General features: G+C 70.7%; 26 protein-coding genes and 1 tRNA gene. 12 read left to right on the forward strand and 15 right to left on the reverse strand.

The window, feature by feature from the left end; all coding sequences use genetic code 11:
- Positions 1–8 precede the first annotated feature (8 nt).
- The 3 genes from H036_RS25100 (at position 9) to H036_RS0102990 (ending at position 2,196) form a co-directional block, all read left to right on the forward strand.
- Complete coding sequence (locus tag H036_RS25100) at positions 9–440, forward strand: DUF1707 SHOCT-like domain-containing protein (protein ID WP_017933288.1); 432 nt, start codon at positions 9–11, stop codon at positions 438–440.
- 65 nt (positions 441–505) lie between these two features.
- A complete protein-coding gene (nhaA, locus tag H036_RS0102985) occupies positions 506–1,807 on the forward strand; it encodes a Na+/H+ antiporter NhaA (RefSeq protein WP_017933289.1) in 1,302 nt (433 codons plus the stop codon).
- Positions 1,789–2,196 carry a phage holin family protein gene (locus H036_RS0102990; protein ID WP_017933290.1) on the forward strand — a complete coding sequence of 136 codons (408 nt, stop codon included), beginning with the start codon at positions 1,789–1,791 and terminating at the stop codon, positions 2,194–2,196. The genes nhaA and H036_RS0102990 overlap by 19 nt, the downstream gene beginning before the upstream one ends.
- A gap of 43 nt (positions 2,197–2,239) precedes the next feature.
- Here H036_RS0102990 and H036_RS0102995 read toward each other — a convergent pair whose 3' ends face one another.
- Genes H036_RS0102995 through nth form a run of 4 tightly spaced genes read right to left on the reverse strand, consistent with a single transcriptional unit; the run spans position 2,240 to position 5,427 of the window.
- Positions 2,240–3,415, reverse strand: a complete 1,176-nt coding sequence (locus H036_RS0102995) for a MarP family serine protease (protein ID WP_017933291.1) — start codon at positions 3,413–3,415, stop codon at positions 2,240–2,242.
- Positions 3,402–4,076: an NUDIX hydrolase gene (locus H036_RS0103000; protein ID WP_017933292.1), complete on the reverse strand. Its 675-nt coding sequence runs from the start codon at positions 4,074–4,076 to the stop codon at positions 3,402–3,404. Before H036_RS0103000 ends, H036_RS0102995 begins: the two co-directional genes overlap by 14 nt.
- Positions 4,073–4,675, reverse strand: a complete 603-nt coding sequence (locus H036_RS24190; protein ID WP_017933293.1) for a TlpA family protein disulfide reductase — start codon at positions 4,673–4,675, stop codon at positions 4,073–4,075. The genes H036_RS0103000 and H036_RS24190 overlap by 4 nt, the downstream gene beginning before the upstream one ends.
- Entirely contained in the window at positions 4,672–5,427 is a 756-nt protein-coding gene (gene nth / locus H036_RS0103010; RefSeq protein ID WP_017933294.1) for an endonuclease III, read from the reverse strand. Before nth ends, H036_RS24190 begins: the two co-directional genes overlap by 4 nt.
- A gap of 122 nt (positions 5,428–5,549) precedes the next feature.
- Here nth and H036_RS0103015 point away from each other — a divergent pair, with 122 nt between their 5' ends.
- Entirely contained in the window at positions 5,550–6,227 is a 678-nt protein-coding gene (locus H036_RS0103015; protein WP_017933295.1) for a Crp/Fnr family transcriptional regulator, read from the forward strand.
- 52 nt (positions 6,228–6,279) lie between these two features.
- Here H036_RS0103015 and H036_RS0103020 read toward each other — a convergent pair whose 3' ends face one another.
- From H036_RS0103020 to H036_RS25235, 5 genes are all read right to left on the reverse strand, one after another.
- Positions 6,280–7,206 (reverse strand): DUF559 domain-containing protein, encoded by a 927-nt coding sequence (locus H036_RS0103020; RefSeq protein ID WP_017933296.1) that lies wholly within the window; start codon positions 7,204–7,206, stop codon positions 6,280–6,282.
- Between the two features lie 164 nt (positions 7,207–7,370).
- The gene (locus H036_RS25105) at positions 7,371–8,189 is read right to left on the reverse strand and encodes an MBL fold metallo-hydrolase (protein WP_017933297.1); all 819 of its coding nucleotides are present in this window, start codon (positions 8,187–8,189) and stop codon (positions 7,371–7,373) included.
- The gene (locus H036_RS25110) at positions 8,186–9,043 is read right to left on the reverse strand and encodes an NUDIX hydrolase (RefSeq protein WP_017933298.1); all 858 of its coding nucleotides are present in this window, start codon (positions 9,041–9,043) and stop codon (positions 8,186–8,188) included. The genes H036_RS25105 and H036_RS25110 overlap by 4 nt, the downstream gene beginning before the upstream one ends.
- A 1-nt stretch (position 9,044) precedes the next feature.
- A complete protein-coding gene (locus H036_RS0103035; protein WP_017933299.1) occupies positions 9,045–9,506 on the reverse strand; it encodes a RidA family protein in 462 nt (153 codons plus the stop codon).
- Positions 9,506–9,658, reverse strand: a complete 153-nt coding sequence (locus H036_RS25235; protein ID WP_017933300.1) for a DUF4177 domain-containing protein — start codon at positions 9,656–9,658, stop codon at positions 9,506–9,508. Before H036_RS25235 ends, H036_RS0103035 begins: the two co-directional genes overlap by 1 nt.
- Positions 9,659–9,690: 32 nt before the next feature.
- Here H036_RS25235 and H036_RS0103045 point away from each other — a divergent pair, with 32 nt between their 5' ends.
- Complete coding sequence (locus tag H036_RS0103045; protein ID WP_017933301.1) at positions 9,691–10,863, forward strand: hypothetical protein; 1,173 nt, start codon at positions 9,691–9,693, stop codon at positions 10,861–10,863.
- 9 nt (positions 10,864–10,872) lie between these two features.
- Complete coding sequence (locus H036_RS0103050) at positions 10,873–11,679, forward strand: maleylpyruvate isomerase family mycothiol-dependent enzyme (RefSeq protein ID WP_017933302.1); 807 nt, start codon at positions 10,873–10,875, stop codon at positions 11,677–11,679.
- 8 nt (positions 11,680–11,687) lie between these two features.
- Here H036_RS0103050 and H036_RS21685 read toward each other — a convergent pair whose 3' ends face one another.
- From H036_RS21685 to H036_RS0103065, 3 genes are read right to left on the reverse strand one after another with little or no spacing between them, the layout of a single operon-like run.
- Positions 11,688–12,182: an SHOCT domain-containing protein gene (locus tag H036_RS21685; protein ID WP_017933303.1), complete on the reverse strand. Its 495-nt coding sequence runs from the start codon at positions 12,180–12,182 to the stop codon at positions 11,688–11,690.
- A gap of 54 nt (positions 12,183–12,236) precedes the next feature.
- Positions 12,237–12,830 carry a YdeI/OmpD-associated family protein gene (locus H036_RS0103060; protein ID WP_017933304.1) on the reverse strand — a complete coding sequence of 198 codons (594 nt, stop codon included), beginning with the start codon at positions 12,828–12,830 and terminating at the stop codon, positions 12,237–12,239.
- Entirely contained in the window at positions 12,830–13,498 is a 669-nt protein-coding gene (locus tag H036_RS0103065; RefSeq protein WP_017933305.1) for a VOC family protein, read from the reverse strand. Before H036_RS0103065 ends, H036_RS0103060 begins: the two co-directional genes overlap by 1 nt.
- Positions 13,499–13,582: 84 nt before the next feature.
- Here H036_RS0103065 and H036_RS0103070 point away from each other — a divergent pair, with 84 nt between their 5' ends.
- Entirely contained in the window at positions 13,583–14,620 is a 1,038-nt protein-coding gene (locus H036_RS0103070; RefSeq protein ID WP_442852432.1) for an ArsA-related P-loop ATPase, read from the forward strand.
- Positions 14,617–15,744, forward strand: coding sequence for an ArsA family ATPase (locus tag H036_RS0103075; RefSeq protein WP_017933307.1), 1,128 nt, complete (start codon positions 14,617–14,619; stop codon positions 15,742–15,744). Before H036_RS0103070 ends, H036_RS0103075 begins: the two co-directional genes overlap by 4 nt.
- 8 nt (positions 15,745–15,752) lie before the next feature.
- On the opposite strand, the gene H036_RS0103080 is transcribed toward H036_RS0103075, so the two are convergent.
- Positions 15,753–16,031 carry a WhiB family transcriptional regulator gene (locus tag H036_RS0103080; RefSeq protein WP_017933308.1) on the reverse strand — a complete coding sequence of 93 codons (279 nt, stop codon included), beginning with the start codon at positions 16,029–16,031 and terminating at the stop codon, positions 15,753–15,755.
- 225 nt (positions 16,032–16,256) lie between these two features.
- Between H036_RS0103080 and H036_RS21690 the strand changes: the two genes are divergently transcribed.
- On the forward strand, positions 16,257–18,644 hold the full coding sequence (locus tag H036_RS21690; RefSeq protein ID WP_157416952.1) for a transglycosylase domain-containing protein: 2,388 nt from the start codon (positions 16,257–16,259) through the stop codon (positions 18,642–18,644).
- A gap of 62 nt (positions 18,645–18,706) precedes the next feature.
- On the opposite strand, the gene H036_RS0103090 is transcribed toward H036_RS21690, so the two are convergent.
- Positions 18,707–19,168, reverse strand: coding sequence for a GatB/YqeY domain-containing protein (locus H036_RS0103090; RefSeq protein ID WP_017933310.1), 462 nt, complete (start codon positions 19,166–19,168; stop codon positions 18,707–18,709).
- A gap of 17 nt (positions 19,169–19,185) precedes the next feature.
- Between H036_RS0103090 and H036_RS0103095 the strand changes: the two genes are divergently transcribed.
- Positions 19,186–20,103: a metallophosphoesterase gene (locus H036_RS0103095; RefSeq protein WP_017933311.1), complete on the forward strand. Its 918-nt coding sequence runs from the start codon at positions 19,186–19,188 to the stop codon at positions 20,101–20,103.
- A 57-nt stretch (positions 20,104–20,160) separates the two neighbouring features.
- Positions 20,161–20,234, forward strand: a tRNA-Pro gene (locus H036_RS0103100).
- Between the two features lie 233 nt (positions 20,235–20,467).
- Here the strand turns inward: H036_RS0103100 and H036_RS0103105 are convergent.
- Positions 20,468–21,052 carry a TIGR00730 family Rossman fold protein gene (locus tag H036_RS0103105; RefSeq protein WP_017933312.1) on the reverse strand — a complete coding sequence of 195 codons (585 nt, stop codon included), beginning with the start codon at positions 21,050–21,052 and terminating at the stop codon, positions 20,468–20,470.
- 166 nt (positions 21,053–21,218) lie between these two features.
- Here H036_RS0103105 and H036_RS24195 point away from each other — a divergent pair, with 166 nt between their 5' ends.
- Complete coding sequence (locus tag H036_RS24195) at positions 21,219–22,394, forward strand: glycoside hydrolase family 6 protein (protein WP_017933313.1); 1,176 nt, start codon at positions 21,219–21,221, stop codon at positions 22,392–22,394.
- Positions 22,395–22,409 lie beyond the last annotated feature (15 nt).

Raw genomic sequence — 22,409 nt, forward strand, 5'->3', positions numbered from 1 at the left:
ATCCCCGCGTGGCCGGGGCCGCCGCGCTGCGCGCCAGCGACGCGGACCGCGACGTCGTACAGACCCTGCTCAGCAACGCGTACGCCGATGGCCGTCTCACGCCGGTCGAGCACGGCCAGCGCGCCGCCGCGCTGGCGCGATCCAGGACGCTCGGTGACCTGCGCGGGCTCGTGGTCGACCTGGTGCCGGAGTGGGAGGACGATGCGGATGACCACGTCGACACGGTTGCCGGTGCGGGCTCCGACAGGGGTGCGGAAGCTCCGCCGAGCCCCGACCGATCCTCGCGGTGGCGTCGGCTGCCCGGGTTCCTGGTGCCGTCCGCCGCCTGCGTCCTGCTGTGGCGCTTCGCTGCGCACGGGCTGTTCTGGCCGCTGTGGGTGATCCTCTACACCGGCCTGCCGCTGCTGTGGCCGAGCGGGATGCGGCTGCGGCGCCGGTAGGCTGGGCATCGGTGTGCCGGGAAGTCTGGTCGGCGGTCAGCCGTCGCACGCCCGAAGGAGCCACGTTGCCCGCAACCCGACCTCGCAACCTCTTCGCCCGAGGCAGCTGGCTGGAGTCCTCGCGCGCGGCCGAGATCCTGCGTGCGGAATCCACTGGCGGGCTGCTGCTGATCGCGGCGGCGACGCTCGCACTGATCTGGGCGAACAGCCCCTGGCACAGCTCCTACTTCCGGTTGCACGACTTCGCCGTCGGCCCGCACGTGCTCCACCTCCACCTGACCCTGAACGAGTGGGCCGGTGACGGCCTGCTCGCGATCTTCTTCTTCGTGGCCGGCCTGGAGCTGAAGCGCGAGTTCGTGGCGGGCGACCTGCGCGACCCGCGGCGGGCGGCCCTCCCGGTGGTCGCGGCGGTCGGCGGGATGGTGGTGCCCGGGCTCATCTACGTCGCGATCAACCTCGTGCACCCCGACGGCGCACCGGTCGGGTGGGCGATCCCGACCGCCACCGACATCGCCTTCGCGGTCGCGGTGCTGGCAGCGATCTCGACCCACCTGCCGAGCGGACTGCGGACGTTCCTGCTCACCCTGGCGGTGGTCGACGACCTGCTCGCGATCGTGGTGATCGCCGTCTTCTACAGCTCGTCGCTGCGCCTGGGCTGGCTGGTGGTCGCGCTGGTGCCGCTCGTCGCCTTCGGCGTGCTCGTCCAGCGCCGGATCTGGAACGACTTCCTGCTGGTACCTCTGGCCGCCGCAGCCTGGGTCTGCGTCCACGCCAGCGGCATCCACCCGACGGTCGCCGGCGTGCTGCTGGCCTTCACCGTGCCGGTCCGGCGCCGCGACGGGACCGACGGCATGGGGCTGGCCGAGCACCTCGAGCACATCAACCGGCCGATCAGTGCGGGCTTCGCCGTACCCGTGTTCGCGTTCTTCGCCTCCGGCGTCGCCGTGGGCGGCTGGCACGGGATCACCGAGGCGTTGCAGGACCCGGTGACGCTCGGGGTCGTGCTGGGCCTGGTCGTCGGCAAGTGCGTCGGGATCACGCTGGCGACGTGGCTGTTGGCGCGGTTCACCTCCGCCAAGCTCGATGACGAGCTGGCGTGGATCGACGTGATCGGGATCGCGATGCTCGGCGGCATCGGCTTCACCGTCTCGCTGCTCATCGGCGAGCTCGCTTTCGGACGCTCGGTGCAGGGTGAGCACGTCAAGGTCGGGGTACTGCTCGGGTCTCTGATCGCCGCCGCGCTGGCAAGCATCCTGCTGCGGGCCCGCAACCGGGTCTATCGCCGTATAGGGTCAGCAGAGCAATCAGAAGAGCAGGCGAACCACCGCACCGAGCCCGAAGGAAGCGCATGGCCACCGAACCCGTGAAGGCAGCAACCGAGGAGCCCACCATCGGCCGGCTGGTGGCCGACGCCAGCCGCGACATCTCCACCCTGGTCTCCAAGGAGATCGAGCTGGCGAAGTCGGAGCTCAAGGTCAGCCTGACCGCGGGTGGGGTCGGCATGGGCCTCTTCGCCGGCGCTGCGTTCATCCTCGTGCTCGCCATCATCATGTTCTCGATCGCGCTGGCCTACTTCATCAACTGGAACGGCAAGGGCCTGGCGCTGCACTGGGCGTTCCTGATCGTCTTCGCCCTCTACGTGCTGCTCGCCGCGCTGCTCGGCTTCCTCGGGGTGCGGAGCGTGAAGAAGGTCAAGGCGCCCGAGCGGGCGATCGCGCAGGGCAAGCAGATCCCGCGAGCACTCAAGGGCAAGTGACCCCGACTTCGTAGAAATGGCCGCCGAGCCTGCGAAGTCGGAGTCAGCTGGCGCAGCCGCCGGTCGAGACGTGGTCCGTGAGCCCGACGGAGTTCGCGGCGGTCGCCTTCACCTGGCCCGCGGTCAGCGCATAGCCGGTGTCGGGGTCGGTCACCGAGGCGGCGAAGACCACGCCGGCGACCTTCCCGTCGGCATCGATGATCGGGCCGCCCGAGTTGCCCGGCCGGATCAGGCCGCGCAAGGAGTAGACCTCGCGGATGACCGTGCCGCTGCCGTAGATGTTGGGCGAGCGCAGCCGCTGCTCGGCTCGCAACCGGCCCGCCTCGAGGTCGAAGGGACCGTCCTGCGGATAGCCCAGGATCGCCACGCCCTGGTGGGCCTTGAGCCCGTCGTCGAAGGACAGCGCGGGGAGGTCACCGCTGTCGAAGCGGAGCACGGCGAGGTCGAGCTCCGGGTTGTAGGTGACCACGGTGGCGTTCTGCGTCGTACCGCCGACGAGCACCGTCGGGTGCGACACACCTGCGACCACGTGCGCGTTGGTCATCAGGTAGCCCGGCGAGATCAGGAAGCCGCTGCCCTCCACGCCGCGGCCACACGAGCTGGCGCCGCGCACCTTGAGCACGCTGGCACCTGCCTTGATCACGTCCGGGTCGTTGCGCAGCTTGCTCGGGACGGGGCCGACCTTGACGATCCGCTCGGGGGCGAACGGCTCCAGGTAGCGCGGGAAGAAGCTGGTGCCGACGACGTTGTTGAAGGTCTGCAGACCCTTGCTCGCCTCCTGCGGCAGGACGCCGTTGACGTGGCTCAGCACGGTGGAGGTGCGGACCAGGTTCGTCAGGCCGTTGATCCGCGTGCCGGTGACAGCGACGCCGAGCGCCCAGGCGACCAGCAGCACCGCCGCGGCCGAGAGCATCGCCCCACCGAGCGCGTCGACCACTCGGACCGGCCGCCAGGTGATCTTGTCGCGGACACGGGAGCCTGCGTACTGGAAGAGGCCCTGGCCGATCGAGGCGGCCAGGATCACGATGAACAGGGCCCCGAGGGAGACCCACATCGACGGGTTGGCGTTGCCGAGCGCCTTGGGCGCCAGCCACACCCCGATGAGGCCGCCGAGCAGCAGCCCGGCGGTCGCGAAGGCACCCGTGACGAAGCCCTGCCAGTAGCCGGAGAGCGCGTAGGCCAGGACCAGGACGATCAGCAGCCAGTCAAGGACGTTCACGGCCGGTCCTCCCCTGCAGCATGTAGTCCGGCAGGTCGACGACCGGCGCGTCCGGGAGGTCGCCGAGCCAGCCGACGTACTCGAAGAGCCGGGCCACGATCCCGCCGGTGAAGCCCCACAGGATGACGTCCTTGTCCGGGCCGATCATGAAGCCGGGGCCGACCACGTCGGGGTTGCGCGGTGAGCGCACCCGGATCCGGTGGGTGGGGTCGAGCAGCTCCGAGATCGGCACCCGGTAGACCGCGTGCACCTCCTCCAGGCTGCGCACGCTGACCGGCGAGGGGTCACGCCACCAGCCCACCACGGGCGTCACCACGTTGTTCGACGGCGGGAGCCAGAGCTCGGGCAGGTCGCCGAGGATCTGTACGCCGGAGGGCAGCAGGCCGGTCTCCTCGTAGGCCTCCCGCAGTGCGGCCTCGTGCGCCCCCTCCCCCTCGTCCAGGCCGCCGCCGGGGAAGGAGACCTGGCCCGGGTGGGAGCGCATGGTGTGAGCGCGCTCGGTGAGCAGCAGGTCCGGGCCCGACTCGCCCTCGCCGAAGAGGATGAGCACCGCCGACTGGCGGGCGTCGTGGTCCTCCGGTGGCAGGAAGCCGGTCAGGTCGGAGCCGTCGATCGTATCCAGGGCGTGCTTGATCGGGTCGAGCCAGGAGGGCGGGTTCACAGAGTGATCCCGAGCTGCTTCTGGATCATCGCCTTGACCTCGTCGACCGAGTTCAGACCGCCCACGATCGGGCCGGTGAGCTTGCCGTCGGCGGAGAGGAAGAAGAACGACGGATAGTTGTGGATGCTCATGTCGGTGCCCTGCAGATCCCCACCCGGGTCGGCGAGCAGCGGGTAGGTCACGCCCCACTTGATCGCCTTGCGCAGGGCCACGCCGGGGTAGACGTCGGTGGAGTCGATGCCGAGGAGCGGCACCTGGTCGCCGTACTGCTTGTAGAAGGCGGCCAGCGCCGGCATCTCCTCGCGGCACGGCACGCACCCGGCGTACCACAGGTTGATCACGAGTGGGCCCTTGAGCGTCGACAGGTCGACGCTGGTGCCACCGCCGAGGCACTTGAGCGTGACGTTCGCCAGCGTGCCGCCCCGCGTCTGCGGCTTGGGGCAGTCCGCCATGTCGGACTTGGCCTTCATCGCGACCATGTCAGGGGCTGCCACATCCACCTTGGACGGCGGCGGCGCCGTCAACTTGGGTGCCCCGCAGGCGGAGAGGAGCACGACGGAGAGCACGGCCACCAGGGCCGCGGCGAGCGAGCGCTTCAATTGCGGCCCTCGGTCCGGACCAGCGCCGCCGCCACGATCGGGTCGGTGGGCCCCGCGCCGTACGCCGGGCACAGCTTCGCGACCGGGCAGGCACCGCAGGCCGGCTTCTGCGCGTGGCAGCGCCGGCGCCCATGCCAGATCAGGTGGTGGGAGAGCATCGTCCAGTCGCGCTTCGGGAAGAGTGCGCCGACCTCGTGCTCCACCTTCACCGGGTCGGTGTGCTCGGTCCAGCCGAAGCGCCGCGCGAGCCGCCCGAAGTGGGTGTCGACCGTGATCCCAGGGACGCCGAACGCGTTGCCGAGCACCACGTTGGCGGTCTTGCGGCCCACCCCGGGCAGCTTGACCAGATCCTCCAGCCTGCCGGGGACCTCTCCGGCGTACTCCTCCACGAGGGCGGCCGATAGCCGCAGCAGGCTGTCGGTCTTGGCCCGGAAGAACCCGAGCGGACCCACGATCTGCTCGAGGTGTGCCCGGTCAGCCGCTGCCATCGCCTTGGCGTCGGGGTAGGCGGCGAAGAGGGTCGGGCGCACGGCGTTGACGCGCTTGTCGGTGGTCTGCGCCGACAGGACGGTCACGACCAGGCACTCGAAGGCGTTGTCGAAATCGAGCTCGGCCCTGGCGTCGGGATAGGTCTCGGCGAGGATCCGGTCGATCTTGCGGGCACGCCGGACAAGGCTGGTGGGGGGCGGCGGGAGGATCGGCGCGGCAGGCACGTTGGCAAGAGTACGGCGCGCCACCGACAGCCCGCTCATCTGCAGGCGCGTTCACACCGGTAGGCTGTCCGCGAGCAGACTTCCACTTAATGTGACAGATTCCATCGATACGATGCGCAATGACGCACACCGGCTCGTGGGGGACCAATAAGGAGATTGGCGTGGACAACGACGTACTCCGGCAGGCGCCGCTGTTCAGCGCACTCGACGACGAGTCGATGGAGGCGCTGCACGCTTCGATGTCGGAGACCAGGCTCCGCCGAGGCGAGGTGCTGTTCCACGAGGGCGACGCGGGCGACAAGCTCTACGTCGTGCTCGAGGGCAAGGTGAAGCTCGGTCGCACCTCCTCCGACGGCCGGGAGAACCTCCTCGCGATCATGGGCCCCGGCCAGATGTTCGGTGAGCTCTCGCTCTTCGACCCGGGCCCGCGCTCGGCGACCGTCACCGCCGTCACCGATGCCAGCTTCGCCTCGCTGTCCCACGAGGACCTGCTCAAGTGGCTCGACGGCCGCCCGGTCGTCGCCCGTGGCCTGCTGGCCCAGCTGGCCGGCCGGCTGCGCAAGGCCAACGACGTGGTCGCCGACCTGGTCTTCTCCGACGTGCCCGGCCGCGTGGCCAAGGCGCTGCTCGACCTGGCCGACCGCTTCGGCCGCACCGCCGACGACGGTGTGCACGTGCACCACGACCTCACCCAGGAGGAGCTCGCCCAGCTGGTCGGCGCCTCCCGCGAGACGGTCAACAAGGCGCTCGCCGACTTCGCCGCCCGCGGCTGGCTGCGGCTCGAGCCGCGCTCGGTCGTGATCATGGATGTTGAGCGGATGGCGCGCCGGGCGCGTTGATTCGGGGGATTCGCAGCGTCGAGTCGGGGATTTTCCAGGCTTGATTCGGTTATCAGAACCGCCGATTCCTGTACGCCGGAGCCAGCGCTCGCCTGAGACAGCCGAGCCACGTTTCTAGCGCTGCGCCGGTGAAGTCTCCGGTGCGCACCACGATGACGGTCCAGCCGCGGTCGCGGAGCCAGGCGCGGCGCTCTTCGTCGTACGCGCGTTGCTCGGCCGTCATGTCGTGGAAGTCGACGCCGTCGTACTCGACGCAGACCTTCGAGAGCCGGTAGCCGAAGTCGAGCCGGTAGGTCGGCACCCCGCCGACCTCGATCCACACCTGTGGCTCGGGCAGCGGCAGCCCCGCGTCGTGGATCGCGAGATAGGTCCACGACTCCCGAGCCGACTCGATCCGCGGATCGACGAGCCGGACAAGCTGGCGCAGCTGTCGCACCCCTCGGCGCCGCCGGAACCTCAGGATCTCGGTCTCGAGGTCGGCTGGATCGAGCTCATGCAGTCGGGCGAAGGCGTTGAGCGCGGCGTATGCCTCGCGACGGCGGAGATGGCAGCCCAGATCGAGTGCTGTGCGCAGGGGCGTCGTCACCTGCACGCCATGGACGATCATGACATCCTCCGGCGCGAGATCCCGTGTACGGCCGTCGACGCCCGAGCGGACGCTCGGCTCGTGCCCGCGCAGTGCACACACCTCCACCGCAGGCAGGATCTCGTGCTCCTGGTAGAGCAAGGTGTCGACGCCATGGAGCCAGGCTGCGGTCCGGTCGCAGACGATGTGGTCGGAACCGAGCACGAGGGCCACCGCGGCCGCGCGGAGCTCGATGGAGTCGGCCACGTGTGCTCCGATCGCGACGCCCGCCACGATGCGCCGCAATGACCCGTCCGCGACGCCCTCGACAAGGCCGTGCCGGGTCAGACCGATCCGCGTGAGGTCGCAGGTCCGGAAGGGCTCGCCGAGCGAGTCATGCTCCATCTCCGTCATGACTCGAGCCTGGCTCCGCGGGGCCCTCGCCGCCACGGCGCCAGGACGACCTGTGGACGGGGCACATTCGGAGACGTCCTGTGGATGGGTTACGCATGCCGCCTCAGACAAATCCCCGATCCGACACTGCGGAAATCACGATTCGGACCTACGAAAGTCACGAATCAGCGGCGGAGGTAGACCAGCTGCGCCCGCACCGACAGCTCCGCGGCGCCCCACAGCACCGGGTCGACATCGGCGTACACGATCTCCACCACCCGGCGCGGGAGGTCGTCTTCGCCCACCTCGGCAGGCAGTACGCCGAGGGCAGCCTCGACCTGCTCGAGCCGCGAGCGGCGGTGCGCGATGTAGTAGTCCAGGGCCGCGAGCGCATCGCCGATGACCGGGCCGTGGCCGGGCCAGATCGTGGAGACCTCCCGCGAGGCCGCGAGCGCGTGCAGCCGATCGAGCGAGTCCAGGTAGGCGCCGAGCGCGCCGTCGGGGTGCGCGACCACGGTGGTGCCGCGCCCGAGCACGGTGTCGCCGGTCAGGACCGCACCGTCGGCCGGCACCCAGAACGACAGCGAGTCGGCGGTGTGGCCCGGGGTCCCCACGACGCGGACCTCCAGGCCGTCGACCTCGATCACGTCGCCCTCCCCCAGACCCTCCGAGCCCAGCCGGAAGGACGGATCCAGGGCGCGCACCGGCGCGCCGACCCGCTCGGCGAGCTCGCGCGCGCCCTCGGCGTGGTCGGAGTGGTGGTGGGTGAGCAGCACGACTGCCACCTCCCCCGCAGCCTCGACCACCGCATCCAGGTGGACGGCGTCGGAGGGCCCCGGGTCGACCACGACCGAGCGGCGACCGCCCGGCTCGCGCAGCACCCAGGTGTTGGTGCCGTCCAACGTCATGATGCCGGGGTTGGGCGCCAGCAGGCAGCGGCCGCGCTCGCCGTACGAGCCTCCCGACCAAGCGCCCAGGTTGCCCTCGTCGCCGGCAGCGCTCACAGCCGGCCCCGCGCCTGCAGCAGCTCCCGGTGGCGGGGCATCATGGAGAGCCGCTCGCCCTCGACGGTGGGCGTGAACATCTCGATACGGCGTGTCGCCGCCTCGGCGAGCAGCTCGGCAGGGTCGGCGTGCTGCGCCACGTCCAGGCAGGTCAGGTACGTCGGCGGCATCATCGCCAGCGTGCCTTCCTCGGCGGCCGCGACAGCGGCGCCGGCGGACATCCAGCGCACCGAGACCGACTCGGAGGAGACGTCGCGGGTCACCTGACCGGCAGGCAGCGCCGCGACGAAGAACCACGTGCGGTAGCGCCGTGCCTCGAAGACCGGCGTCGTCCAGGCGGCCCACGCGCCCAGCAGGTCCGAGCGCAGCACCAGGCCGCGGCGCTCCAGCAGCTCCGAGAGCGACCGCGAACGCTCCTCCAGGGCCACCCGGTCGGCCTCCCAGTCGTCGCCGCTGACGTCGGCAACGACGTCCGATGCGGACGTGCCGGCCAGCAGGACGCCGCACTCCTCGAACGTCTCCCGCACCGCAGCGCACACGAGCGCGCGCGCCTTCGCCTCCTCGCAGCCCAGCCGCTCGGCCCAGACCGCTGGCGAGGGGCCCGCCCATGGCGTCTCCTCGGCCGCGTCGCGGGGATCGACCCCACCACCGGGGAAGACCGACATCCCGGCGGCGAACGACATCGACCGCTGGCGGTTGAGCAGGTACACCTCCGACCCGCCCGCGCCGGGACGTGCCAGCACGACGGTGGCGGCATCGCGAGGCTCGACAGGCGTACGGCGCCCGTCGGCGTACTCCGCCGCCTTCAGCACCGCCTCTGGCGGCAACGCCACCGGCGGCAGCGGGATCGCCACCTCAGCCGACCTCGACCAGGATCTCGACCTCGACCGGGGCATCCAGCGGCAGGACCGGGGCGGCGACCGCGGAGCGCGCGTGCACGCCGGCGTCACCGAACGCCTTGCCGAGCAGCTCGGAGGCGCCGTTGGCGACACCCGGCTGACCGGTGAAGTCGGGCGTCGAGGCCACGAACGCGACCACCTTGACCACCCGCTTGACCTTGGACAGGTCACCGATCTCGGCCTTCACCGCCGCGATCGCGTTGAGCGCGCACTGCTGGGCACACTCGTAGGCCTCATCCGGCGTGACCTCGGCGCCGACCTTGCCGGTCGCCATCAGGGCACCGTCGCGCATCGGCAGCTGGCCGGAGGTGAAGACGTAGTTGCCGGTGCGCACGGCCGGCACGTAGACAGCGACCGGCGGCGCGACCGGCGGCACTGTCAGGCCCAGCTCCGCGAGCCTCTCCTCGGGGGTCGTCATCACTGCGCCGGACGCTTGAAGTAGCCGACCAGGTTGCCCGAGCCGTTGTCGGTGATGGTGACGAGCTCCCAGCCGTCCTGGCCGAAGTTGTTGAGGATCTGCGCGGCGGCGTGGTTGAGGATCGGCGCCACCTGGTACTCCCACTTGGTCATGTCTGGCACCTTACTGCTCTAGGGTTCCCGACGTGACCGGCCCCGCGCCCGCCCCCGACGAGCTGCCGCCGGAGCGCACCGACGACGAGACCGCACCTGCCGCGGTCGTCGCCGTGCTGATGCCGCTGGTGCTCGCCTTCGACACCGTCCGGGCGCTCGTCCTGACGCTTCGTCGAGCGATCGTGGCGGGCGGTAGCCGGGTCCTGCGTCCCCTGGCGCGCTCGCTGGTGGCCGTACGACGCCGGCTCGGACTCGCTCTCCGCAGGATCGCCCACGCACTGGGCGGCACCGGCCGCTGGGTCGGCCGTTGGATGGCCCACGGCCTCGCCACGACGTGGCGCTGGCTCTCCTCGGCGTACCGCCTCGTCGCGGAGGCATGGTGGTTCGTGGTCGATCAGCTGGTGGTGGCGGTGACAGCGGTCGGCCGCGTGATCGCAGCAATGCTGCGCCGGCCCGCGCGGCTCCTCGGCCAGGTGGTCCGGGCGACCCTCGCTGCGGCCCTGGCCGCCTTCCGCGTCGTCTGCCGCTTCGCCGCCGCGGCCGGTCGCGCGCTGCGCCTGATCGGCCCAGGTCTGCTGAACCTCATCCGCCTCCTCACCCACATCGTCGCGCGCCTCGTCGTACGCCCGGTCGGCCTCGGTCTCACGATGATCTGGCGGCTCCTGCTGATCCCGCTGCGCGGGATCGCTCGCCTTCTGCGCGCAGCCGGCCGTGCGGTGGCTGGCGCGATCACCGGGCTAGGTCGTCACCTCGCGCTCCTCGCGCGCCTCGGCGCCGTGATCCTGGCGCGTCTCGCCCGTGCCATCGGCCGCCTGCTCTCGCTCCTCCTCGGCTGGATCCCGGCCGCCCTCGCGGCTGCAGGTCTGCTGCTCGGCACGATCGTCGCGGCCGTCGCCTCCGTCCTCGCCCGAAGCATCCGGGTGGCTCGTCGCGCGCTGAAGCGGCTGCTGTGGCCGCCGGTGCGGTGGTTCCTGACGGGTGTTCGGGCACTCATCCGGCTCCTCACCCAGCTCCTGCGCGGCCTGCGCCGCATCGTGCTGTGGCCCGCGCGCCGCATCGCCCAGGTGGTCAGGACCGCCGGCGGGTTCGCCCGCCGGGCGGTCTCCGGTGCCGTCGACCACGTCATCATGCCGATGCGGCGGGCCCGCAGGTCGGCCGCGTCACGGATCCGGAACGTCCGGGACAGCCTCCGCGTTCGGCGCTAGGTTGCGGTCATGACGGATCTCCAGGAGTACGTCGAGGTCTGGTGGCACTCGGTCGGCGACTTCGTCGAGCTGGTCGCCGCCGTACCTGCCGACGAGTGGTCGTTGCCGACCGACCTGCCCGGGTGGGACGTGCAGGCTGTCGTCTCGCACGTCGCGCATCTCGAGGGGGTCCTCGGTGGCGCTCCCGAGGAGAAGGCGGAGGTGCCGGAGCTGCCGCACGTCGCCGGACCGATGGGCCGGTTCACCGAGATCGGTGTGATCACCCGCCGCGACGTCGAGCCCGCGGTGATCGTCGAGCAGATCCGCAGCTACACCGCTGCCCGGCACGCGGATCTCACCGCCACCCCGCCCAGCGATCCCCGCGCGACGGCGCCGGGCCTCTTCGGCCTGATCGGCTGGACCGACCAGACCCTGCTGCGCAACCGGCCGCTGGACATCTGGATGCACGAGCAGGACGTCCGCCGCGCCACCGGCCGCCCCGGCAACCTCGACTCCCCCGGCGCCCGGCACAGCGCCGACTACCTGCTGGAGAGCCTCGGCTTCGTCCTCGGCAAGCGGCTCAAGGCCGACCCCGGCACCACCCTCGTCGCGTACGTCGAGGGCCACCGGCCCACCGCCGTCACCGTGGACGACTCCGGCCGTGGTGTCCCGCTGGCCGAGCCGCCGAGCGACCCCGACGTCACGCTCCGGATGGATCGAGAGACCTTCATCCTGCTGGCCGGCGGACGCCGCCCGACCGCGACCGACAACGTCGCCGTCGAGGGCGACCGCGACCTCGCGGCCCGCTTCCTGGCCGCGCTGGCCGTCACGCCCTAGGCGGGCCCTCAGACGGAGTCGATGATCGCCTGTCGGCGAGTCGCGTACTCGCCCTCGGTGATCACACCGGAATCCTTCAGCTGCTGAAGCTCGGCGAGGCGCTCGGCAGCCGGGCGAGGCGGCGGACCTGGGGGCTCAGCCACGGTGCTCGGCGCGGCCCTCAGGCTGGATGCGAGGTAGGCGGCGCTGAGCCCGTTGTCCTCGAGCAGAGCGACGGAACCCGCGGCGGCCTCGTCGAGCCCTGCTTTGCGGGCCAGGCCGCGCGCCGCCCTGACCCGGTAGATCGTGGTCCCGAGGCCGAGGCAGATGACCAGCACGACGATCACCGGGAACCATGCGGGGATTCCGGGGCCAGAGCCGTAGCCCTGGTTGACCATGGTGCAGGACGGATCGCCGTCGCAGAGGTCGTCCACATCATCTGCAAACGCCAGCACCGGGGTGGCGACCAGGAACAGCGCTGCGACGGCGAGCGCGCCGAGGATGCGCTCAGTGGCGACCTTCATGGCGACACCGTAGGAGATCCCACCCTCACCGACAGCCGAATCGGATCATCGTGATCAAACGGGTCGTCGCTTCTGCGGGTGCGGCGTCTCGCCGCGCGCGAGCATCGCCACGAAGGAGTCGATCCGTCGTGCCCGAGCCTCCTCGCCCTTGATGGCGGTCAGCCGGTGGTAGAGGGCGTAGCGGTTCTGCGAGGTGAGCACGTCGAACATCGCCCGCGCAGCCGGCACCGCCGCGATCGCGGCCGCCAGGTCCGCCGGGGTCTCCGCCGTGGCCGGGCCCTCGTAGGCGGCGTCCCAGCGGCCGTCGGCTCGCGCCGCCTCCACCGCCGCCTGCCCGGCGGGCGTCATCCTGCCCTCCTCGCCCAGCCGCTCCACGTGGCCGACGTTGCGCAGCGACCACCGGCTGCGCGGACCGCGCGGCGTGGTGCGCTGGAAGGTCGTCTGGTCGTCGCGGCGGCGTACTTGACCGTCGATCCAGCCGAAGCACAGGGCCTCATCCAGCGCCTGGTCGTAGGTCAGCGAGGTGATCGTGCCGCCCTTCTTGGTCAGCACCAGCCACACCCCGGGCGAGGTGGCGTGGTGCTCGACCAGCCAGGTGCGCCAGGCCGCGGCGTCGGGCAGCAGCAGCTCCGGGAGCTCGATCGCCATCAGGCCGGCTCGAACGCGCAGAACTCGTTGCCCTCGGGGTCGGCGAGCACCGTCCAGGCGATCTCGTCGTCCTGTGGGCGCAGCACCGTGGCCCCGTCACCGAGGAACAGGCCGAGGTCGGCCGCGGTGACATCCCAGTGGATCCGGTTCTTCACCGTCTTGGGCTCGGGCACGACCTGGAAGACCAGCGCCTCGAACGGCGCGCCCACGATGTCCACGACCGAGGAGAACTCCTCCTCGTGCTCCACCCGCGCACCGAGCACGTCGGCCCACCAGGTCGCCATCCGCTCCGGCTCGCGGGCGTCGACCACGACCTCGTAGAGCCGGTAGGCGGGCACGGTCTCGCGCTCGAAGACGCAGAGCTCGCCGCCCTCCGGGTCGCGCAGCACCTTCCATCCGAACGAGGTCAGGTCAGCCGGCGTCGCGCCCAGCGCCACCACGTCATCGACCGACCTGGCATGGACATCGAGGTGGACACGCTGCTTGACCGAGACCGGCTCAGGGACCTCGTTGACCCAGATCGCCTGCTGCTCGGTCGATCCGGAGAGCAGCAGATCGCCGTCGTCGAGCGTCTTCGCCTCGAGCCCGAGCACGTCGGCCCAGAACCGCGCGAGCCGTCCGGCATCGTGCGCATCGATGCACAGATCCTTGAACGTCGCGAGTGCCATGGAACGAACCTACGCTCGGACACCGACAGTCCTGGCTAGGCGATTGAGCGAGCCGGAGCGAGCTTGCTCGTTTCCGGCGAGCGATTGAGCCAGCGGCGCGCAGCGCCGTCTACATTGACCCCCATGACCGACTGGCCGCGCGTGCAGCTCCACGTTGTCACCGGCAAGGGCGGCACCGGCAAGTCGACGGTGGCCGCCGCCCTCGCCCTGGCCCTCGCCGGCGAGGGCAGGAACGTCCTGCTCTGCGAGGTCGAGGGGCGCCAGGGCGTGGCCCGGATGTTCGACGTCGATCCCCTGCCCTACGCCGAGACCCGCATCGCCACCGGCCTGCGCACCGGCCCCGAGGAGCCGGGCAGCGTCTACGCGCTGCACATCGAAGCCGAGGCGGCGCTGCTGGAGTACCTGCGGATGTACTACAAGCTCGGGCCGGCTGGGCGGGCGCTGGACCGCTTCGGGGTGACCGAGTTCGCCACCACGGTGGCCCCCGGCGTACGCGACGTGCTGCTGACGGGGAAGGTCTTCGAGGCGGTGCAGCGCAACAGCCGCAACAAGGGCGCACGGCAGTACGACGCGGTCGTCCTCGACGCGCCGCCGACGGGCCGGATCACCGCGTTCCTCAACGTCTCCGAGTCCGTGGCCGGGCTGGCCAAGGTCGGCCCGATCAAGAACCAGGCCGACACGATGATGACGCTGTTCCGCTCGCCGCGGACCGCCGTGCACCTGGTCACCCTGCTGGAGGAGATGCCGGTGCAGGAGACCGCCGACGGGATCGGCGAGCTGCGCGGGGCCCGGCTGCCGGTCGGCGGCGTCATCGTCAACCAGGTCCGCCCGCGCGACCTGCCCCAGGAGGCGCTGGCCGCGGCCCGCAAGGGCAGCCTGGATCGCGCCGAGATCGGCGGCGACCTGGCCGCCGCGGGGCTCCAGCCCTCCGACGAGATGATCGAGGGGCTGCTGGCGGAGGCGGCCGAGCACGCCGAGCGGCGGGCGCTGGAGGACGGCCAGCGCACGGTGGTGCAGGGCCTCGGCGTACCGACATACGAGCTGGAGCGGGTGGCCGGCGGGATCGATCTCGGGGGTCTCTACGAGCTGGCGGCCTCGCTCAAGCAGCAGGGGATGGCATGAAGAACGAACTCGACATCGACGGCCTGCTGGACGACCGGCAGACCCGGATCATCGTCTGCTGCGGCTCCGGCGGCGTCGGGAAGACGACCACCAGCGCCGCGCTCGCGCTGCGGGCGGCCGAGCGCGGGCGCAAGGTCGTCGTCCTCACCATCGACCCGGCCCGCCGGCTGGCGCAGTCGATGGGGATCGAGCAGCTGGACAACACCCCTCGCCCGGTCCCGGGGGCTTCGGAGGGCGAGGGCAGCCTCGACGCCATGATGCTGGACATGAAGCGCACCTTCGACGAGGTGGTGCTCAGTCAGGCCACCCCGGAGAAGGCCGAGCAGATCCTGCACAACCCCTTCTACATCGCGCTCAGCTCCAGCTTCGCCGGCACCCAGGAGTACATGGCGATGGAGAAGCTCGGCCAGCTCTACCGCGACGCCGAGGCGAGCGGGAGCTACGACCTGATCGTGGTCGACACGCCGCCGTCGCGCTCCGCGCTGGACTTCCTCGACGCCCCCGAGCGACTCTCCAGCTTCCTCGACGGCCGGTTCATCCGGATGATGCTGGCGCCGGCCCGAGGGCCGGCCCGGCTGATGTCGGCCGGCTTCTCGCTGGTCACCGGCGCGCTGAGCAAGGTGCTGGGTGGGCAGTTCCTCAAGGACCTGCAGATGTTCGTCAGCGCGCTCGACACCGTCTTCGGCGGCTTCCGCGCGCGAGCCCAGCAGACCTACGCCCTGCTCCAGGCCAGGGGTACGGCGTTCCTGGTCGTCGCGGCGCCGGAGGACGACGCGCTGCGCGAGGCGGCGTACTTCGTCGAGCGGCTGCAGGGCGACCGGATGCCGCTGGCCGGCCTGGTCGTCAACCGCGCCGCGGTCTCCGACCACACCGACCTGTCCGTCGCTGCGGCGATGGCCGCGACCGAGCGGCTCGGGGCCGAGAGCGTGACCGCAGGCCTGCTGCGGATCCATGCCGACCGCGAGCGGCTGGTGGCGCGCCAGCGCACGCTGCGGCAGCGCTTCGCCGCCGCACACCCGCAGGTCGCCAGCGTCGTCGTGCCGGCGCTGGCGGGCGACGTGCACGACCTGGACGGCCTCCGCGAGATCGGCCGGCTGCTCGCCGGGGCTCGCGCGGAGGACTGATGCGGCCGTCAGGCGGGCGTGTGATCCTTGATCCGCGCCGCCTCGAGCACCGATCGCCACGACGCGGACGGCTTGCGACGCAGCAACGCCCGGCGCTCACGCTCGGTCATGCCGCCCCAGACGCCCCACTCGATCTGATTGTCGAGTGCCTCGGCGAGGCATTCGGTGCGCACCGCGCACCCGCTGCAGACCTGCTTGGCCTTGTTCTGCTCGGCACCTCGCACGAAGAGTGCGTCCGGCTGCTCGACTCGGCAAGCCGCCTTGGGTGTCCAGTCTTCAACCCACATGTTGTGTCCCCAGATGAAATTCGAACCGGGTGCGTGTGTCCCCACGACCACGCGACCGGCCTGTTACCCGTGGGGTAAACCTAAGGGCCACCTGAACGCCTGCCCAGACTCTTTTCGACTCACGTGTCATAGTCCGATATGACTAGACGTCTAGGCCGTCCGCTTAGGTAGGGCAGTGCGCCGCGATCACCGCAGGATCAGGGTCTCCCAGGTACCCTGAGCGGCATGTCTCAGCAGGTCCCGCCTTCTCGCGTCCTCAGTCACCTGGGGGTGATGGCGGTGCTCGCCGTCGTACTCGGAGTGGTGGTCGCGGGTATCGCGATCCCCTTCGCCGGCATCGCCGGCATCAGTGCACGTCAAGTCGCCAAGGCCGTCGACGACCTTCCGGCGACCTTCGACACCGGGACGCTGCCGCAGACCACCCGGATCGTCGACGCCAACGGCAACCTGATCACCACGCTCTACGACCAGAACCGGGTCTACCGGCCGCTCGACCAGATCTCGCGGAACATGACCCAGGCGATCGTCTCGATCGAGGACTACCGCTTCTACCAGCACGGTGCGATCGACCTGAAGGGCACGCTGCGCGCCTTCGTCACCAACCAGGCCAACAGCGGCACGGTCCAAGGTGGCTCCTCGATCACCCAGCAGCTGGTCAAGCAGACCCTGCTGACCCAGGCCGAGGAGTCCGGCAACAAGAACGCCATGAAGGCCGCCACCGCCGACACCTACGCCCGCAAGCTCAAGGAGCTGCGCTACGCCATCGCGCTGGAGCAGGCGCACAGCAAGGACTGGATCCTCGAGCGATACCTGAACACCGCCTACTTCGGTGACGGCGCGTACGGCGTCCAGGCCGCGGCACGGCACTACTTCAACGTGAACTCCAACCAGCTCACGGTCAAGCAGAGCGCGCTGCTGGCGGGTCTGGTGAAGAACCCCACCGGCTACGACCCGACCAACTTCCCCGACGCCGCCGTCGCTCGCCGCAACGTCGTGCTCGACCGCGAGGCGCAGCTGCACGTCATCACCAGCGACCAGGCCGACGCGTTGAAGCAGAAGAAGCTGGGCCTGCACGTCCAGAGCTCGCAGAACGGCTGCGTGAACGCGACCGCGCCGTTCTTCTGCGACTACGTGATCAACTACCTCGAGCGCGACCCGGACCTCGGCAAGACCGTCGATGCGCGCAAGAAGCTGCTCACCTCCGGTGGCCTGACGATCCACACCACCCTGGAGTCACCGAACCAGCGCGCCGCGGACTCCTCGCTCGCCAAGCACGTCTATCCGACCGACAACGCGGTCGGCGGCATCGCCGAGGTCGAGCCGGGCACCGGCAACGTGCTCGCGCTCGCCCAGTCCCGGCCGATGGGCAACGCCGCCAAGAAGGGCCAGACCTACATCAACTACACGATCCCGCAGGAGCTCGGTGGCTCGGCTGGTTTCCAGGCGGGGTCCACCTTCAAGCTCTTCGTGCTGGCCAGCGCCATCGAGGATCACATCCCGACGTCGACGAAGTTCAACTCGCAGTCCCCGATGACGTTCAACCAGGCCGACTACAAGAACTGCGCCGGCGCGCCGCAGTGGGGCGGACCCTGGGTGGTCCACAACGAGACCGGCACCGGCATCTTCGACATGTACAAGGCCACCCAGCTGTCGATCAACACCTACTTCACCCAGCTGGAGCGGCTCACCGGCATCTGCCAGCCCTTCGCCCTGGCCAAGCAGATGGGTGTGGACCTGACCGACCCCGACGGGGATCCGCAGACCCGTGCGGGCGCGGAGCGGACGCCGTCGTTCACCCTCGGCATCCCGAGCGTCAGCCCGCTGGAGATGGCAGGCGCCTACGCCACCTTCGCCGCTCGCGGCGAGCATTGCGACCCGCGGCCGGTCACGGAGATCGACGACGCGGCGGGCACGCCGATCAAGACCTACGCGAAGTCCTGCAAGCAGGTCATCCCGGACTGGGTCGCCGACCAGGTCAACGACATCACCCAAGGTGTCCAGCAGCCGGCGAACGCCCGCAACGAGGGCCACGCCGGTTTCGGGTACGAGCTCGGTCACACCAACCTCCAGACCTCGACCGGCGCGGTGATCCCCTCGGCGGGCAAGACCGGCACCACGCAGTCCGATCGCTCGGTGTGGTTCGACGGCTACACGCCACAGATCTCGACCGTTGCCATGATCGCGGGCGCCAATGAGCAGGGCACTCCGATCTCGCTCGACAACGTGGCCGTGGGCGGTTATGTGCACAGCGAGGTGTCCGGTTCCGGGTTCGCCGGTCCGATGTGGGCCGACGCCATGCACCCGATCCAGTCCTCGCTCGACCCGGTGCCGTTCCATCCCATCAATGTCGCCGCGGAGACGGGTGTCAGCGCCAGCATCCCGAGCGTCGGCGGCCTGAGCTACAAGGCGGCTGAGCAGGCCTTGGAGGCCGCGGGCTTCCACGTCGCGCGCGGTTCCGCCGTCGCCTCGACGTACGCCGCCGGGACGGTCGTCTACGGCACGCCCTCGGGCACGGCGCCGACAGGCTCCGTCATCATGCTCTACACCTCGACCGGGCACGCGCCCGCACCGCCGAAGCAGCACAAGAAGGCGAACCACAAGAAGGGCCGCTAGGCGACGCGGGATCGACGCCGGGGGCGCCGGCCTCCGGCTGTACGTCGGGACCCGCGCCGGCCTCAGGCGCCGAGCTGGCGGCGTACCTCCGCGGCGACGGCGCCGCCGTCCGCACGTCCCTTGACCTGCGGGGTCACCACGCCCATCACCTTGCCCATCGCCTTCACGTCGGCGGCGCCGGTCTGCGCGATCGCCTCGGCGACCAGGTCGCTGATCTCCGCCGGCGTGAGCTGCGCCGGGAGGTAGTCGGCGAGCACGGCCGCCTCCGCCTTCTCCTTGGCGGCCTGCTCGGGGCGGCCGCCGTCGGCGAACGCCGTCGCTGCCTCGCGGCGCTTCTTGGCCTCGCTGGAGAGCACTCCGATGACCTCGTCGTCGGAGAGCTCGCGAGCCTGCTTGCCGGCGACCTCGGCGTTGGTGATCGCGGTGAGCACCATCCGCAGCGTGCTGGAACGGATCTCGTCGCGCGCCTTCATCGCAGTCGTCAGGTCGGTGCGGATCGTCTCCTTGAGGGTCATGAACAGCATTGTGGCAGGGTTGAACCATGCGGCTCCGCTCGGTTTTCGGCTCACTGGTCGGCGCGGGCGCACTCGCGGGGGCCGGACTGACCGCCTACGCGGCCTGGGAGGCCCGCCAATACACCCTGCGCGAGGTGACGGTGCCGGCACTGCCGCCGGGTGCGGACCCTCTCCGGGTGCTGCACCTCTCCGACATCCACCTGATCCCGACCCAGCAGCGCAAGCTCGACTGGCTGGCCGGCCTGGCGCTGCTGCGACCCGACCTGGTGGTCGACACCGGTGACAACCTCTCCCACCAGCGATCCGTGCCACCGCTGCTGGAGGCGCTCGGCGGGTTGCTGGACGTGCCCGGCGTGTTCGTGCACGGCTCCAACGACTACTTCGAGCCGAGGTTGCGCAACCCGTTCCGCTACCTGCTGCCGGACGACGGCAAGAGGCACATCAACGTGCCGCAGCTGCCCTGGCGAGACCTCACCGCCCGCTTCACCGAAGCCGGCTGGACCGACCTGACCAACCGCACCGCACGGCTGAGCGTCAACGGGCTCGACATCGCCTTCGCCGGCGTCGACGACCCGCACCTGGGCTACGACCGGCTCGACAAGGTCGCCGGACCGGCACCGGCCGACGCGGACCTCCGGCTCGGCATCACCCACGCCCCCTACCTGCGGGTGCTGGACCGCTTCGCCGAGGACGGGTACGACGCGATCCTCGCCGGCCACACCCACGGAGGCCAGGTCTGCCTGCCGCGGCTCGGTGGCGGCGGCCGGGCGCTGACCACCAACTGCGACATCGACCCTGCCCGCGCCCGCGGCCTGCACTTCCACCAGGACTCCTGGCTGCACGTCTCCGCCGGGCTGGGGACCTCGCCGTACGCCCGGATCCGGGTCGCGTGCCGACCCGAGGCGACCCTGCTGGAGTTCGTCGCACGGCCCGATTACAGATGACCTGCCCGCCTCCGCTATGCTCCGGTGCGTTGCAAAACGCGCAAGCGGGATGCGATTCGGGGTGTGGCGCAGCTTGGTAGCGCGCTTCGTTCGGGACGAAGAGGCCGCAGGTTCAAATCCTGTCACCCCGACCCTGTGATGTCTCAGGACATCGGAAGACCCGGACCTACGGATGTGGGTCCGGGTCTTGGTCATTTCGGAGTTGGCGGGCTGGTCGCCGAGAGGTGGCCGAGGCGAGACAGATCCCGCACGTGCGCGATGTTTCCGCCCCGATTCGGGTCAGCGGCGTGCCATATCCCGCACCTGCACGGTCTGGCACCACCACGCCCGTACGACCCACGCACCCCCGACAGGCAGGGCCGCCTCAGCCGCGCAGCTTGTCCCCGAAGCTCGCGCCGATGCGCCCGGCGAGTCCGGTGAGTGCCTCGTCGAGCGTCGCCGCGACGACGGCGTCGTCCAGCGCGCTCTGCCGGACGAAGCCGGCATCGACCATCCCCTGCAGCGCGTTCAGCAGCGGCGTCCAGAAGCCGCCCGCGTTGAAGAAGCAGACCGGGTCGTCGTTGAAGCCGATCTGACGCCAGCTCCACATCTCGATGATCTCCTCGAGCGTGCCGATGCCGCCGGGCAGGCAGAGGAACGCGTCGGCGTACTGGGCCATGAGGGCCTTGCGCTCGTGCATCGTCTCCACGACGCGCAGCTCGGTCAGGTCGTCGCGCCCCCACTCGCGCTCCACCATCGAGCGCGGGATCACCCCGATGACCTCGCCGCCGGCGTCGAGCGCGCCCTGCGAGACCGCGCCCATCAGGCCGAACCCGCCCGCGCCGTAGACGAGGCCGATGCCGCGCTCGGCCAGACCGCGACCGACGTCGTACGCCGATCGGGCCAGAGTCTCGTCGTGGCCGGGTGCCGAACCGCAGAAGACCGCCACGCGGCGGAGCCGGGAGTGCACGGAGCACAGCGTACGGCCCGGCCGCGCACGGCCGCCCCTGCAGCGACACCGAAGGTTGACCGGATTCGGACATCGGGGAGCCTCAGGACCGTCCAAGGACTCCGATGTGTTCGCCATCTGAGACGTTCGACTCAGGCCAGCGGGTCAGATCGCCGATCCTCGTGAGGTGAGAAAGCGCTTCACCGCCCTCGTCACCGGTCTCCTGGCCCTCGCCCTCTGCCTCGTCGGCATCGACGCCGGCACCGGTGCGGACGCCCAGCCGGCCAACGCCCGCGCAAGCGCCCGCGCCAAGGCCGTGACGTACGACGTCGACATGAGCGGCGCACCACTGCCCCAGAATCCCGGCAACCCGCTCGCCGGCGGCCGGTGGTCGGTCAACACCGGCTACTGGGACAGCCTGTATCCGGCGTACGCGGCCGCGACCGGCACCGACCGTGCCTACCTGGCCAAGTCGGCGCTGCAGCCACGGGCACTGTGGTTCACCATCGGCAACTCCGCCCACCGGCCGACGGCTATCTCGTCCTACATCGCGCAGGAGCAGGACGGCGACCCCAGCGTGCTGGTGCAGCTGGCGATCTTCGGCATCTGGGGGTTCAAGGGCGAGAGGAACCGGACCAAGCACAAGCTGACCGCGAAGGAGCGGGCGACGTACCGCTCCTGGATCGACCAGGCCTCCGCCCAGATCGGCTCCTCCCGCGTCGCCATCGTGCTGGAGCCGGACCTGGCGCTGGCCGCGAAGCGGTCCGACCTGGCCAAGAAGCAGCGGACCAAGGGCCTGGCGGCGCGCCAGGGCCTGACCCGGTACGCCGCCCAGACCTTCGCCGCCCGCAACCCGCAGGCGGCGGTGTACCTCGACGCCGGTGACGCCGACTGGCTCAGCACCAACCAGGCGGTCACGCTGCTGCAGAGCTCCGGGATTGCCTACGCGCGCGGTTTCGCCCTGGGCGCCACCCACTACTCCGCCACCCAGGCCGACATCGACCACGGTGCCGCGATCGCGGCCGCCCTGGCCGCCAAGGGGATCCACCGCCACTTCGTGATCGACACCGCCGACAACGGTCGGCCGTTCACCTACGGCCAGTTCTACGCCAAGCACCCGCACGGCTTCTTCGACAACTCCGCACCCTGCAAGAAGCCGACCGCGACGGTCTGCAACGCGCTCGGCGTCCCGCCGACCTGGAAGGTCACCTCGACCTCGCTGCCGCTCAGCGCCGCACAGCGCAGCACCGCCGCGCAGCTCGTCGACGGGTACCTCTGGTTCGGCCGCCCGTGGCTGCGCAACCAGGCGACCCCGTTCGTCAGGTCCAAGGCCATCCGCGCCGGGATGTACTCGCCCTTCTGAGGCGAGGTGAGAGAC

Origin of the sequence: Nocardioides sp. Iso805N, from assembly GCF_000364605.1 — a bacterium.
Taxonomy (GTDB): Bacteria; Actinomycetota; Actinomycetes; order Propionibacteriales; family Nocardioidaceae; genus Nocardioides.